Origin of the sequence: Salinicola sp. 4072 (genome assembly GCF_036663415.1) — a bacterium.
In the GTDB taxonomy this organism is placed as follows: domain Bacteria; phylum Pseudomonadota; class Gammaproteobacteria; order Pseudomonadales; family Halomonadaceae; genus Salinicola; species Salinicola salarius_A.
Genome location: NZ_JAXOVV010000001.1, coordinates 65,158 through 79,694, shown reverse-complemented (window position 1 = coordinate 79,694; position 14,537 = coordinate 65,158). Strand labels below are relative to the sequence as shown.

General features: G+C 64.1%; 12 protein-coding genes. 7 read left to right on the top strand and 5 right to left on the bottom strand.

The window, feature by feature from the left end; translation table 11 throughout:
• The first annotated feature begins 8 nt into the window (after positions 1-8).
• The 3 genes from R3F72_RS00330 (at position 9) to R3F72_RS00320 (ending at position 5,886) form a co-directional block, all read left to right on the top strand.
• Positions 9-3,047, top strand: a complete 3,039-nt coding sequence (locus R3F72_RS00330; protein WP_332778612.1) for an FAD-binding and (Fe-S)-binding domain-containing protein — start codon at positions 9-11, stop codon at positions 3,045-3,047.
• Between the two features lie 269 nt (positions 3,048-3,316).
• Positions 3,317-4,876 carry a sodium:solute symporter family transporter gene (locus R3F72_RS00325; protein WP_332778611.1) on the top strand — a complete coding sequence of 520 codons (1,560 nt, stop codon included), beginning with the start codon at positions 3,317-3,319 and terminating at the stop codon, positions 4,874-4,876.
• Between the two features lie 77 nt (positions 4,877-4,953).
• Positions 4,954-5,886 (top strand): Gfo/Idh/MocA family protein, encoded by a 933-nt coding sequence (locus tag R3F72_RS00320; RefSeq protein ID WP_332778610.1) that lies wholly within the window; start codon positions 4,954-4,956, stop codon positions 5,884-5,886.
• Between the two features lie 175 nt (positions 5,887-6,061).
• Here R3F72_RS00320 and R3F72_RS00315 read toward each other — a convergent pair whose 3' ends face one another.
• From R3F72_RS00315 to R3F72_RS00300, 4 genes are all read right to left on the bottom strand, one after another.
• Positions 6,062-7,363 (bottom strand): TRAP transporter large permease, encoded by a 1,302-nt coding sequence (locus tag R3F72_RS00315; RefSeq protein WP_332778609.1) that lies wholly within the window; start codon positions 7,361-7,363, stop codon positions 6,062-6,064.
• Positions 7,364-7,420: 57 nt separating this feature from the next.
• Positions 7,421-7,984 carry a TRAP transporter small permease gene (locus R3F72_RS00310; RefSeq protein ID WP_332778608.1) on the bottom strand — a complete coding sequence of 188 codons (564 nt, stop codon included), beginning with the start codon at positions 7,982-7,984 and terminating at the stop codon, positions 7,421-7,423.
• A gap of 84 nt (positions 7,985-8,068) precedes the next feature.
• A complete protein-coding gene (locus R3F72_RS00305) occupies positions 8,069-9,067 on the bottom strand; it encodes a TRAP transporter substrate-binding protein (protein ID WP_332778607.1) in 999 nt (332 codons plus the stop codon).
• Positions 9,068-9,179: 112 nt separating this feature from the next.
• Positions 9,180-10,124: a LysR family transcriptional regulator gene (locus R3F72_RS00300; RefSeq protein WP_303854835.1), complete on the bottom strand. Its 945-nt coding sequence runs from the start codon at positions 10,122-10,124 to the stop codon at positions 9,180-9,182.
• A gap of 290 nt (positions 10,125-10,414) precedes the next feature.
• Between R3F72_RS00300 and R3F72_RS00295 the strand changes: the two genes are divergently transcribed.
• The 3 genes from R3F72_RS00295 (at position 10,415) to R3F72_RS00285 (ending at position 12,884) form a co-directional block, all read left to right on the top strand.
• Positions 10,415-11,167 (top strand): 5-oxoprolinase subunit PxpA, encoded by a 753-nt coding sequence (locus R3F72_RS00295; protein WP_087719259.1) that lies wholly within the window; start codon positions 10,415-10,417, stop codon positions 11,165-11,167.
• Positions 11,164-11,877: a 5-oxoprolinase subunit PxpB gene (pxpB, locus tag R3F72_RS00290; protein ID WP_332778606.1), complete on the top strand. Its 714-nt coding sequence runs from the start codon at positions 11,164-11,166 to the stop codon at positions 11,875-11,877. Before R3F72_RS00295 ends, pxpB begins: the two co-directional genes overlap by 4 nt.
• Positions 11,878-11,951: 74 nt before the next feature.
• On the top strand, positions 11,952-12,884 hold the full coding sequence (locus R3F72_RS00285) for a biotin-dependent carboxyltransferase family protein (protein WP_332778605.1): 933 nt from the start codon (positions 11,952-11,954) through the stop codon (positions 12,882-12,884).
• 33 nt (positions 12,885-12,917) lie between these two features.
• On the opposite strand, the gene R3F72_RS00280 is transcribed toward R3F72_RS00285, so the two are convergent.
• Positions 12,918-13,391, bottom strand: a complete 474-nt coding sequence (locus tag R3F72_RS00280; protein WP_332778604.1) for a DUF4174 domain-containing protein — start codon at positions 13,389-13,391, stop codon at positions 12,918-12,920.
• Between the two features lie 218 nt (positions 13,392-13,609).
• Between R3F72_RS00280 and R3F72_RS00275 the strand changes: the two genes are divergently transcribed.
• Complete coding sequence (locus R3F72_RS00275; RefSeq protein ID WP_087719262.1) at positions 13,610-14,527, top strand: MurR/RpiR family transcriptional regulator; 918 nt, start codon at positions 13,610-13,612, stop codon at positions 14,525-14,527.
• The last annotated feature ends 10 nt before the right edge of the window (positions 14,528-14,537 follow it).

Genomic DNA, 14,537 nt, shown 5'->3' with positions numbered 1-14,537 from the left:
AGATCGCCATGAGCGTGATGCCGAAAAGTCCGGTCGTGAGGCGGCCCAGACAAGCCGCCATGAGTGAGTTCGAGAGCCGGCTGCGTCGTGAGATCCAGGGCGAGGTGGCGTTCGACGCCGGATCGCGGGGACGCTATGCCACCGACGCCTCGATCTATCAGATCATGCCGCTGGGCGTGGTGGTGCCGAGAGACCAACAGGACCTGAGCATGGCGCTGGATATCGCCCGAGATATCGGCGCGCCGGTGCTGCCGCGAGGCGGTGGCACCAGTCAGTGCGGACAGACGGTCAACGAAGCGCTGGTGATCGACACCAGTCGTTGGTTGACCGGCATCGGCGAGCTCGACGTTGAGGCGCGCACCGTCACGGTCGAGCCCGGCGTGGTGCTCGACCATCTCAACGCCTGGCTCAAGCCCCACGGACTCTGGTTTCCGGTAGACGTCTCCACCTCGGCGCAGTGCACGCTCGGCGGCATGGCCGGCAATAACTCCTGCGGTTCGCGCTCGATCCGCTACGGCAACATGGTCCACAACGTGCTGGGGCTCGAGGCGACGCTGGCGGACGGGCGAGAGGCGAATTTCGGCTTTCTCGACGAGATCGGACCCGGCTCGACGCTGGCGGGCCTGGCCGATTCGGTGGCGGCCATTATCCAGCGCGAGGCGGCGGCGATCCGCGAGCACTACCCGCAGGTGCTGCGCCGGGTCGGCGGCTACAACCTGGATCTGTTCGACTGCCGCAACCCGATTCCCTACGATGCCGCAGGCCGGGCCAACTTCGCCCACCTGCTGATCGGCTCGGAAGGGACGCTGGCCTTCACCCGCAAACTCAAGCTGAAACTGTCGCCGTTGCCGGTGCACAAGGTGCTCGGGGTGGTCAATTTCCCGACCTTCTACCAGGCGATGGACATGACCCAGCATATCGTCAAGCTGGGACCCGCCGCGGTAGAGCTGGTCGACCGTACCATGATCGAACTGGCGCTGGAGAACCCGGCATTCCGACCGACGGTGGAAAAGTCGCTGATCGGACGCCCGGATGCGCTGCTGCTGGTGGAGTTCGCCGGCGAGGATCGCGACTCGCAGCTGCGCCAGCTGGAAGCGCTCAAGACCCTGATGGGCGACCTGGGCCTGCCGGACAGCGTCGTCGGGCTGGAAACCGGCGCCGAACAGTCGGCACTGTGGAACGTGCGCAAGGCCGGTCTCAACATCATGATGAGCATGAAAGGCGACGGCAAACCGGTGTCATTCATCGAGGATTGCGCCGTGCCGCTGGAACATCTGGCGGAATATACCGAGCAACTGACTGAGGTCTTCCATCGCCACGGCACCGAGGGTACCTGGTACGCGCATGCCAGCGTCGGCACGCTCCACGTGCGGCCGATTCTCGACATGCGCCGTGGCGGCGCCGCCAAGATGCGCGCCATCGCCGAGGAAGCGTCGGAACTGGTCCGCCGCTACAAGGGGGCCTATTCCGGGGAACACGGCGACGGCATCTGTCGCGGCGAGTGGGTGGCATGGCAGTTCGGTGCCGGGCTCAACGCCGCCTTCGGCGAGATCAAGCGGCTGTTCGATCCGAACAATCGCTTCAACCCCAACAAGATCGTCGATACGCCGAAGATGGACGATGCCCGGCTGTTCCGCTTTCCCGCCGATCATCAGATCATTCCGGTGTCGACCGAACTGGACTGGTCGGCCTGGAACGTGACCCGCGACCCGCTGAGTGGCGAGCTGGGTGAACCCGGCAGTGGCGGCGATCCGGCGCACGGTCTCGCCAAGGCCGTGGAGATGTGCAACAACAACGGCTACTGCCGCAAGTTCGACGCCGGCACCATGTGCCCGAGCTATCGGATCAGTCGCGACGAGCGCCACCTGACACGGGGCCGCGCCAATACCCTGCGATTGGTGCTGTCGGGAAAGATCGGCGATCGCGGCCTTGCCAGCGACGAAGTCGCCGACACGCTGGACCTGTGCGTCTCCTGCAAGGGCTGCAAGCGCGACTGCCCGACCGGCGTCGACATGGCCAAGTTCAAGATCGAGGCGCGTGCCGCACGGATCGAGGCGCGGGGACTGGGCTGGCGCGAGAAGCTGGTATCCGAGCTGCCGCGCTATGCACCCTGGATGCGTCATGTCGGCGGTGTAGCCTCTCGGCTGGAGCGCGTGACATGGCTCGGCGGGCGCGCCAAGCGCTGGTTGGGATTTGCCGAAGCGCGCTCGTTACCGGTCTTCGGCGGGGACTACCTGCGATCAGCGCGACGCGTGATGACGGACTCGTCTCGTGCCGGCCAATCTCCCGTCGGCGAGGTGGTGCTGTTCGTCGATACCTTCAATAACTATTTCGAGGCCGATAACGCCAGTGCGGCGCGGCGGGTGCTGGAAGCCGCCGGCTATCGGGTGCATTTCAACGTTCGCGAAGGGGAGCGGCCGCTCTGCTGCGGCAGGACCTACCTGGCCGCCGGGCGTGTCGACCGCGCCCGGCAGGAAGCGCGTCGCACGCTGGATGCGCTGATGCCGTTCGTGGCCCGGGGCGTAAAGATCGTCGGGCTGGAGCCCTCGTGTCTGCTCACGCTGCGCGATGAGTTCCTGCACTATGGTTTTGATGACGAGGGCTTTGGCGACGAAGCTCGTCGACTGGCAGATGCCGCCATGCTGTTCGAGGAGTTCCTGGTGACGGAGAAGCAGGCCGGGCGGCTGGCGCTTGAGCTCAAGCCGCTGGCGGTCAGCCGGGCCAAGGTCCACGGTCACTGTCATCAGAAAGCCTTCGATGCCTTCACGCCGGTCATGACGGTGCTGAACTGGATTCCCGACCTCGAGGTCGAGGCGATCGTCTCCTCCTGCTGCGGCATGGCCGGTAGCTTCGGTTACGAGGCGGAGCATATCGAAGCGTCGCGGCAGATGGCGGAGCTTTCGCTGCTGCCGGCGGTTCGCGAGGCCGGGGAGGACGCCTGGATCGTGGCGGACGGCACCAGTTGCCGACACCAGATTCTCGATGGCGCCGGACGGGAAGCGCTGCACGTGGCGAAAGTGCTGGAGGCGGCGCTGGTGAACCATTAGAGCACTCGACTTCAGTCCTGTTGGCATGCAGGCAACGGACGGCGGCTTGGCTGCCGAAAGTGCGGCTTGACGCTTCTCGAGGCCTGGCGGCATCAGTCGCCAGGCCTCTCTGCTATCGGCAACTCGCGGGCGGGAAATGGAATTTTGTCTGTTTGCTGACTAACCTTCATCTCATGCCCGCCCGAACGGGGGGTGCCAAGATGGACGGCCATCCATGCCGTTTCGTCTCCATCGCTTGCCATTAACAACCATAGAAAGCGAACGGACACATGGAAGATCTTCAATTCTGGGATTTTGCGGTCATCGCGGCCTATTTTCTGATCGTCACCTTCATCGGTTACAAGACCGCCCGAGGGAAGACCACCCCGGAAGAGCTGTTCCTGGCCGGGCGGACCCTGGGCCCGATGGCGATCGGCTTTTCACTGTTTGCCTCCAATATCTCCTCGGATACGCTGATCGGCTTGCCCGGCGCGGCCTATCAGCACGGCATCTCGGCGGCCAACTACGAGTGGATGGCGGGCGTCGTGCTGATGTTCACGGCGATCTTCGTGCTGCCGGTGCTGATGCGGGCCAGGGTCACCACCATGCCAGAGCTGATGGAGCGGCGCTTCGACTCGCGGCTGCGCAAGTATCTTTCGGTCATCACGCTGTTTTTGTCGATCATCCTCGATACCGCCGGCACTCTCTACGCTGGCGGGTTGATCGTCACCACCTTCATTCCCGGCACCAACCTCTGGGAAGTCTGTGCGCTGCTGGCGCTGTTCACCAGCATCTATACGGCCTTCGGCGGGCTGCGTGCGGTGGTCTACACCGACGTCATGCAAGCGTGTGTGCTGATCGGCGGTTCGGCGGCGATGACCTGGATCATCTTCGGTCATTTCGACCACAGCTGGGCGAACGTCAAGGAGGCGGTGAGTCCGGAGAAGCTATCGCTGATCCGCCCGCTGGACGATCCCAGCGTGCCGTGGCTGGGGCTGCTCACCGGGGTGCCGATCGTCGGCTTCTACTACTGGTCCATGAACCAGTACGTGGTACAGCGTCTGCTCGGGGCGCGCAATATCCAGGCGGCAGGGCGCGCTTCCGTGTTCGCAGCGGCCTTGAAACTGCTGCCCATCTTCATCATGACCATTCCCGGCGCCATGGTGGTGCCGCTGCTGCCGGGGCTCGAGCATCCCGATCAGGTCTATCCGAGGATGGTTCAGGAGTTCACGCCCACCGGGCTGACGGGCCTGATCCTGGCGGGGCTGATCGCGGCGCTGATGTCGACGCTCTCCTCGACGCTCAACTCCTCGGCGACGTTGCTGACGCTCGATTTCATCAAGCCGGCTAGACCGAATCTGACCGATGCCCAACTGGCCAAGTGGGGGCGTGTCTGCACCTTCATCCTTGCCGCCGTCGCCGCGCTCTGGGGGCCGATGATCCAGTACTTTTCCGGTCTCTGGGCCTATCTGCAGCAGGTGTTCGCCTTCGTCGCCTCGCCGCTGGTGGCGACCTTCCTGATGGGGCTGTGGGTCAAGCCGCTGGGCTCGTCGGCGGCGTTGCGCGGTCTGGCCAGCGGGCACGCGCTGAGCGCGGTGCTGTTCGTGCTGGTGGAAACCGGCGTGCTGCCGATCCACTTCACCATCATCGGCGGTATCCTGTTCGCGGCGACGGCGCTGTTCACCTGGTTCTGGATGACGCGTCTGGGTCGCCATGATCGTCCCGCCGAGAAGGATGCGCGGATCGCTGTCATCGCCAAGGAGGGATTGGAGCGGGTTCCCCGCGATGTCATGATCGGCATCGCCATCGTCTCGGTGCTCACCGCTGTCATCGTCTATCTGCTGCGTTGAGCGAGCACCGCTGAGGCTGTTTTTCACTTCAGGGCTGTCTGTCATTGCCAGGCAGCTTCTGACTCCAAGGATTCGTCATGCTGGACACTCTTCGTCTCGCGATCGTGGGCTACGGCAAGATTGCCCGCGATCAGCATCATCCGGCCATCGATAACGATGCCGGCTATCAGTTGACCGCTGTTGCCAGCCGCAACGCCTCCGTTGCCGACGTGGCGAATTTCGAAAGTCTCGAGGCGCTGCTCGACCAGGGCCCGGAGATCGACGCGGTTTCGCTCTGCACGCCTGCCGGTGTACGTACCGCCCAGGCGCGCCTGGCGATGGCCCACGGCAAGCATGTGATGCTGGAGAAGCCGCCCGCCGCGACGCTGGCTGAAATCGAGATACTGCGCGAGGACGCGGAGCGCCATGGCGTGACGCTGTTCGCGTCTTGGCACTCCCGCCATGCCCACGGCGTGGCGGGAGCGAAGCGCTGGCTGTCAGAGCGTCGGATTCACCGTGTCGATATCGAGTGGAAGGAAGACGTGCGCGTCTGGCACCCGGGGCAGGCGTGGATCTGGCAGCCAGGCGGCATGGGCGTGTTCGATCCTGGCATCAACGCGCTGTCGATCGCCACCGCGATCCTGCCGCGCCCGTTTCACCTGGTCGACGCCCAGTTGCAGGTGCCCGGCAACTGCCAGACGCCGATTGCCGCCTCGCTGGATTTCGTCGACGGCGAAAACGTGCCGATCCACGCCGAGTTCGATTTTCGCCAGCAGGGCACCCCGCCGACCTGGGAGATCCACGTCGATACCGACGCCGGTCGATTGACGCTGGAAGCGGGCGGCAGACGATTGCTGATCGATGGAGAACTGCTGGAAGAAGGCCCGGATGCGGAGTACGCCGGGCTCTATGAACGCTTTGCCGCGCTGATTGCGGAGGGCCGCTCGGACGTCGATATCAGCCCGTTCCGGCACGTCGCCGATGCGCTGATGCTGGGGTATCGACACACCGTCGAGGATTTCGTTGAGTAGAGGAGAGCCTCGAGCGAGCGCCGGTTTCGGGGCGCTGTAGAAAGCAGCTACGGGCTACGAAAAATGCCAGCGGCTGACGTCGCTGGCATTTTTCTTCGCTACAAGCACATGCTGATTTTCGCGGCTCGCGGCTCGCGGCTCGCGGCTCGCGGCTCGCGGCTCGCGGCTCGCGGCTTCAGCCGGTCATTGCCTGCGGCAGATACAACACGATCTCCGGGAACGCCCGCATCAGCACGATGGCGAACAGCATCAGCAGGAAGAACGGTAGCGTCGCCTTGGCGATGGTGAAGATGTTCTTGCCGGTGAGCCCCTGGATCACGAACAGGTTGAAGCCGACCGGTGGCGTGATCTGGGAGATCTCGACCACGATCACCAGGTAGATGCCGAACCAAATCGGATCGATGCCGGCGGCGCTGACCAGCGGCATGATGATCGAGGTCACCAGCAGAATCAGCGAGATCCCGTCGAGGAAGCAGCCCAGCACCAGCAGGAACAGAGTCAGCATCACCAGCAGCACGTTGGGCGACAGCCCCATCGCGGCAATGGTGCTGGCAAGCTGGGTCGGCAGCTGGGTGAAGCTCATGGCCGACGACAGGAACGAGGCGCCAGCGATGATGAACGCGATCATGCATGACGTGCGCAGCCCGGCAAACATTGATTCCAAAAAGATCGACTTGTCGAAATGGCCGTTCCAGCGCGCGATCAGCATCGATAGCACCACGCCCACGGCGGCGGCTTCGGTGGGAGAGGCGACGCCGCCATAGATACTGCCGAGAATGCCGCCAATCAGCACCAGCAGCGGGATCAGGCGCCAGCTGTTTCTGACCTTGTCGAGAAAGGGCATCGGGGCTTCCGCATGACCCGCGCCGCCATGCTTGCCGGCGGTCAGCGACCAGATCACCAGATAGATCATGAACAGCGCCAGCAGCAGGAGGCCGGGGCCGATACCCGCCATGAACAGGCGCGAAATCGACTGCTCGGTGACCACGCCGTAGACGATCATCATGATCGAGGGCGGGATCAACAGACCCAGCGTGGAGGCACTGGCCAGCGTGCCGATCGCCTGCGTCTCGCTGTAGCCGCGGCGTTCGAGTTCCGGCAGCGTCATCTTGCCGACGGTGGCGCAGGTGGCCGCGGAGGAGCCGCAGACGGCGGCGAACAGGCCGCTGCCGATGATATTGGAGTGCAACAGCCGCCCGGGAAGGCGGTTGAGCCAGGGAGACAGGGCACGGAACATGTTGTCGGCAAGCCCGGAGCGGAACAGGATCTCGCCCATCCACACGAACATCGGCAGGGCGGTCAGATCCCAGCCGTAGCTGGCACCCCAGAAGTCGGAGGCGAGAATGGGGCCGACCTCGAAGCTCGAGAAGCCGGTCAGCGCGATCCAGCCGGTGCCGAGCAGGGCGAAGGCGATCCACACGCCGCCGCCGAGCAGAATCGCCAGAGTGAAAAGCGTTGCAAGACTGAGCGTGAGCACGAGTCGGTACCTCGGTTCAAGTTGTCTCGTTAAAGACGTTGTTAGCGAGCGGCGGGGTCATTCACCACCGAAGTCGTCGTTGTCGCCGGGGGCCACATAGCGCGAGGGCGCCGTCACCGCTTGTCGAAGTGTGGTCAGCAGGGCTTCCAGCAGTGCCAGGCAGAGCAGGGCCAGGCCGATCACCAGGACGGTCTGGGGTATCCATAGCGGGATCGCCATCAGCCCTGAGGAGACGTCACCGTAATCGAGGCTCTCCTGAACCAGGCCGATCACCTCCCAACCGAGTAGCGCGCCGAGCGCCAGCGCGATCGTCAGGCATGCCACTTCGCACCAGGCTCTGGCTGCCGCCGGCAGCCGGTCGATGACCAGCGTGACGCGAATGTGGGCGTAATGGGTGAAGGTGTAGGCAAGACTCAGGAAGGTGGCGCCGACCAGAAGATAGGAGGCGATTTCCGATACACCGCTGATCTCGTAGCCGAGGCGGCTGGCGCCGACCAGTACCAGGAACGCGTCGAGACAGCGCAGCAGCACCTGAAACGTGACCATGCCGCAGATCGCCAGCATGCACGCTGCAGCGCCCCAGGCGCCCAGCCGGTAGAGCGGGTCGAGTTTGAACGTCATCACGGAAGCTCACGGGTTGCGAGTAGTCAGTAAGGCCCATCATCGATGGGCCTGATGAACCTGAAAAGGCGCAAAGAGCCGGCGTTACTGGCCCTGCTGGGCCTGGCGCTCGCGATAGCGCTCGACCAGTTGCTTGGCCTGGTCGCCGGCACGCGACTGCCAGTCCTCGAACAGCTGCTGGCCGGCAGCCTGCAACTGCTGCTTGAGCTCGGTATTGGGCTCACTCACGGTAACGCCGCGGGACTCGAGCGTCTCGGCGCTCTGCGCGCTGTCTTCCTTGCTCAACTGCCAGCCGCGCTGCTCTGCCTTGGCAGCGGCATCGAGAACGGCCTTCTGCGTGGCGTCATCGAGGCGGTCGAACGCGCGCTTGTTGACGAAGATGATGTTCTTCGGCAGCCACAGATTGGCATCGCTGTAGTGGGACACGTAATCCCACGCGGACATCGATTTGCCGGTCGAGACGGAAGTGATCATCGCATCGACACGGCCGGTGCTGAACGCGGTGGGAATGTCGGCTTCCTCGGTCTGGGTCGGGATGCCGCCCAGGTTCTCGACGAAACGCTGTGTATTGATGTTCGGCGCGCGAACTCGCAGGCCCTCGAACTGGGCGGCATCGGTCAGCTCGAAGTCGGTATAGATACCCTGTGCCGGCCACGGCACGGCGTACAGCGGCATCAATCCTTCCTTGGCGAAGAGCTCGGTGATGATCGGCTTGGAGGCCTGCCATAGGTCGTAGGCGTCGGCGTAGCTGCCGGCCAGGCCGGGAAGGGTGTCGACTTCGTAGATCGGCGACTCGTTGGAAAGCGTGGAGAGGAAAATCTCGCCTGCCTGGACGGTGCCGCGGCGCACGGAGGGCTTGATCTCGGCATGGCTGATCAGCGATCCGCCGCTATGGACCGTAATGGTCAACTCGCCGTCGGTCGCTTCGGTGACGTCCTCGGCGAACTGCTTGGTGTTCTGGGTGTGGAAGCTGGCGTCTCCGTAAGGAGAGGCGAGATTCCACTGGGCGGCGAGAGCCGGCGTCGCAGTGGCCAGTGAACCGGCCATGGCAATCGTCAACAGAGAGAGAGTGGGTGTGCGCATCGACAGGCCTCGAGTTGTTATTGATAGAGGTTGGTATTCAAAAGGTGCAAGACATTGAACATCTGCATTCTTCAAGTTGGCCGGCGATGGCGTCAAATCGTTAATTCTTATTCTAACTATCAGGCCAGACTTTCACTTTGCCCTGGGGCTCGTCATCGGCATGGTCGCGAGCGTAGCGGGCGGCACAGTCCTGAGCGAGCTGGGTGACACCACGGCAGAAGCTCGGATAGCTGCTGGTGCGCCAGATCGCGTTGTAGACCATCGCGGGCAACGGCACGGGTAGCTCCAACCGCAAAAGTTCGCCGCGCTGGCAGGCATCCGACACGGTGGAGACGGGCAGCGAACCGATGCCGACGCCATCGATGCTCATGCGGGCGATGGTCATCAGCGTCGAGGCGCAGTGGATCTTGGGGTCGTCGATGCCCAGCTCGGCCAGGTAGGTCACGAGCTCGCTGTAAGGGCGGGCCAGCTTGCTGAACGAGACGAACGGGAGGCGGGACATGGCGCGTGTGCCGCCATGGTGCAGGCGCTCGGCGTGCTGCGGCGCCACGAACAGCCCCATTTCGTAGGTGGTCAGCGGCAGTTGCGTCACCGATAGCCCCGGCGCGACGCCATCCATGGCGAAGATCATGTCGAGGTCGTTGTCCGCCAGACGCTGATGAAGAAACGGCGAAATATCGACGGTCAGCTCGATGGTCAGCTGTGGATGCCGCTCGGCCAGTTGGGTCAGGAACGTGCTGAACCAGCTGTGGGCGATGGTCTCGATCACGCCTAGCCGCAGCGTGCCGGAGAAATCCTCCTGATTTTGGAACAGCTGCAGCGCCTCTTCGCGGTTGTTCAGCAGGCGTTCGGCGTGGACGTAGAACTCCCGGCCGCGCAGTGTCGGCTGTACCGGGCGCGCGCCGCGATCGAGCAACGACTCGCCGACCGCGGTTTCCAGACGAGTGATGCGATCGGAGATCGAGGGCTGGGTTAGATGCAGGCGCGCTGCCACCTTGCGAAACGAGCCCAGCCTGACGACCCAGACGAAGGCTTCGAGCTCCTTGAAATCGAACATGGCAGATTCTCTCGGTAGATTCGGGCCCTGTGACTTCCCGTGCGGTGCATTCGAGGAGGGCTGATTTTTCGGCGCGACGGCGTCGACGTCAACTCTTCAGGGGGCGCCGGCACGCGCCACACGGGCGGAATGAAAGATTGCGCCGATACTGCGCATCGCGAAAAACGATTGGACCCTTTCGCCAGCGGTTTCTTAAAGTGCGATGAGGCTGCCCGCCGGCAGCGTGCCTATATCGACGATACGCTCTGAATCGACGATACGCTCTGACAACAACGACACGAGGTGAAGCGATGCGCGTGCCCCTGCTCAACTGCGACATGGGTGAAAGTTTCGGCAACTGGGCACTGGGTCTCGACGACCAGGCGATGCCCTTCGTCGACTGCGCCAATATCGCCTGCGGTTTTCATGCCTCCGATCCCGATGTGATGCGCAGGACCGTGGCGATGGCGGTGGCCAATGACGTGAGGATCGGCGCGCATCCGGGCTACCCCGATCTGGTGGGATTCGGCCGCCGTTCGATGGCCTGCTCGGCGCAGGAAGTCGAGAACCTGATGCTCTACCAGATCGGAGCGCTGGAAGCCTTCTGTCGCGCCGAAGGCACCCGGGTCAGTTACGTCAAGCCGCACGGCGCGCTCTACAACGACATGGCTGCGGACCTGGATCTGCTGCGTGCGGCGATGCAGGCCGTCGTCCGTTACGACCGCGAGCTGCCGCTGCTGGTGATGTCGACCGCCAATCCCGAGCCGGTGCGCGCACTCGCGGCGGAAATGGGCGTGACGCTGTGGTTCGAGACTTTCGCTGACCGTGCCTACGACGCCAACGGGCATCTGGTATCGCGACGCCTGCCGGGAGCCGTGCATCACGATCGTGGCGCCATCGTCGATCAGGCGGTGGCCCTGGCCAAAGGAGAGCCATTGATCGCCAGCGACGGCAGCGAGCTGCGTCTGGCCGCGGACACGCTCTGCGTTCATGGCGACAACGCCGAATCCGTTGCGGCGGTCAAGGCCATTCGCGAAGCCTTTCAGCAGTTGGAAGATGCATGAGCCAGTCGCTTTCCCCTCGGCTCGAAACGGTGGGCATGGATGCGCTGATCGTCAGGCTGTTCGATGCCATCGACGAGGCGCACATGCCGTGGATCCTGGCCGCCGACAATGCCTTGCGCGAACGTCTCGGCGAGGCGCTGATCGATCTGGTGCCGTCCTACACCACGCTGCTGGTGCATTACGACATCGAGCAGCTGTCCCAGCTCGAGGCCAGAAGGCTGATCCAGCAGGCCCTGCACGGCCTGAAGCCGGCCTCGACCGCAGCCGGGCGCGAGCACCGCATCCCGGTATGGTACGACGATAGCGTCGGTCCCGAGCTTGCCAGGATCGCCGAGCGTCTTGGTGTCGATAGCGACGAGATCGTGCGACGCCATACCAGCCGTGACTACTGCGCCTTCGCGCTGGGATTCTCTCCCGGCTATGCATTCATGGGCATGATCGAGGAAGCGCTGGCCACGCCGCGGTTGAAGACGCCGCGCCAGAAAGTGGCCGCAGGCAGCGTGGGGATTGCCGAGCGCCAGACTGCCATCTACTCCATGCGTTCGCCGGGCGGGTGGAACATTCTCGGCCGTACCGCCGTCAAGCTGTTCGACCGCGATCGAGACGAGATCAGTCTCTTTCGGCCCGGTGACCGAGTGCGCTTCGAGCCGATCAGTCGCGAAGCCTTTATCGAACAGGGCGGCGATACCACGCCGCTGGAGGAGCGCTGATGGCAACGCGGACGACCACGCAACACGTTACGACAGCTACTGCACAAAGCGGGACGCAAAAACCGACGCACCCCATGCCGGGGGCACTCGTCGTCGAACGTACGGGGCCGCTGGCCCTGGTGCAGGACGCGGGGCGGTTCGGTTGTCGCCATCTTGGCGTGACCCAGGGTGGGGCGCTGGACTGGATTTCGTTGGGATGGGCCAACTGGCTGCTGGGCAACGCGCCGGACGCCGCCGGTATCGAGATCGCCATCGGTGGTCTCGCGCTCAAGGCGGAAAGAACGCTGCGGCTGGCCATTGCGGGTGCCGATCTCGGCGCGACGCGGGACGGCGAGCCGCTGGCGGCCAACGGCAGCTTCACGCTCGAACGGGGTCAGGTTCTCGCGTTCGATCAGCCGAGGGCCGGGCTACGCGCCTATCTGGCACTGCCTGGCGGGCTCGAAGCGGCGCCCTTCATGGGCAGTCTGTCGACGGTCGCTCGGGAACAGCTGGGCGGTCTCGACGGCCGGGGCGGTGCGCTCCGGGTGGGGGACCGTCTAATGGCGGCTTCGCCGGCGCCGCAGGGAGACGAGCAGGCGCGGGAGCTGCCGTCCTCCCTACCGCCCATGCCGGCGGACGATACCGTGCTTGAGCTGGTCACCGGCGCGCAGATCGCCCACTTCGACGGCGCCAGCCTGTTTGCCGCCTTCAATCGGCCTTGGCAGGTGGATAGCCGCGCCGACCGCATGGGCGTGCGGCTGACCGGCCCGGTGCTGCGCTGCCAGTCGGGCGGGATGGTGTCGGAGGGCATTCCGCTCGGCGCCGTTCAGGTTCCGCCGGACGGGCAGCCGATCATTCTGTTGAACGATCGCCAGACCATCGGCGGCTATCCACGTCTCGGTGCGTTGTCGCCCATCGCCTGCGCGCGGCTGGGGCAGTGCGCCCCGGGCACGACGATCAGGCTTTCCCCGGTCACCCCGCATCAGGCACGCACACGCTATCTGCGCCAGCTCGCGCTCTGGCGCTAGCTGCAAACGCTCATCCATGCGCCGGGTGGCCGATCACTTTTCGGCGGCCTGGCGCATCGGCATCCGGTCGATGGTGGCGTAGATCTCCTCCAGGTCGACGTCGCCTCGAAGCTGGACCTTCTTGCCGCCATCCTTGCCGACCAGAATCGTCGTCACGCCCTGATCGGGGCTGACACCCAGTGCCTCCAGCAGCGCTCGGGTTTCATAGGGCGTCATCGGCTGACCGTGGCGCGTGCCGCTGTCTCCTTCGACCGTATAAAGCAGCATGTCACGGTCGGCGAACGCTTCCCGTGTCTCTTCGAGCTGTTGCCGCAAGTGGCGGTAAGCCGGCTGCCCCGCGTCCGGTGTCACCACGACCAACGGTCGAAAGTTCCATTTGTCGGTGATCAGCGGGTTGGCTGGGTTCTTTCCGCCGTCCGGGCGGGCGGCGTCGTCCGCCGCGAACACGGCATTCGTCGCAAGAAAGGCGCCTGCCATCAGCGCACCGGCCATCAACCATCGTTTCATGAGCGTCTCCAGGCGTGTCGTTTACGCGTACTCTATAACCTGTGACCCGTGTAAGGCAGAGGGGTTCAAGGCAGCGGGTTGAGTCATCGCGTTGCATCGGAATCGTTATAGCGTTGAATCGTAATCCAGGTTCGCAAATATATTTCCTGTTTTAAAAATATATTTGCTGATATCTGGGCGAAGGTATAACCTCACAAAACTGAAAAGAGGGACTGGTCATGGCCGATCACGATGGTTTCGACACGCCCCCGACATCGATGGCTGCCCTGCAGGCACTCTCGATCGCCGCGCGCCGAGGAGAATCCCGGGCGCCCAGATTGACTCCGGGTGGCCTCAAGCTGCTGGAACAGCTGCTCGCAGCCCCGGAACTGGCAGCGACGCTGAGCATTTCGGCACTGGCCCGGCAGCATGGCGTCAATGCCTCCAGTCTGACTCGCCTGGCACACGCGCTGGAGTTGACCGGGTTCAAGGCCTTCCAGGCGCTGTTTCGCGCCGATGCCGCCAACGGGGCGTTCTATTCGACCCGCGCCGAACGTTTGCTCGATCTCGGTCAGGTGCCGAGCGAGGGTGACCACCCGGTTCAGCGGCAGACGTTGTGGCAGGAGGAGATGGGCAACCTCTCGCGAACGGCCGAAGGGCTCGACGAGGCGAGGCTGGAGCAGGCCGCCCGGGCGCTGATCGATGCGCGTCGCGTGCATGTGGTAGGTCAGCGCGCCTGCTTCGCGGGGGCGCATTATCTCTCTTATTACCTGGGCTACCTGCGCAGTGACGTACGCCTGATCGACTCGCTGGGCGGCCTCAATCTCGAGGCGGTACGAGAGCTGGGGGAGGGCGATCTGGTGGTGGGCATCAGCTATCGGCCGGAGACCCGGATCAGCGTCGATTACTGCCGGCAGGCGCTGGAACAGGGGGCGCAACTGCTCGCCCTGACCAATCACGGCTCCGCTCGGCTGGCCACGATGACCGAGCTGACGCTGCTCGCGTCTTCCGAAGGCCCTTTCTTCTTCAATCCCATGAGCAGCCTGTTCGTGGTGATCGAAATGCTGTTGTCCCACATGGCCCACGAGATGGGCGGCGACGCCGTGGCGTCGATCCGCCGTCGTGAAGCCTTGATCGCCCGTTGGCAGATCGAATGACCGATCTGCC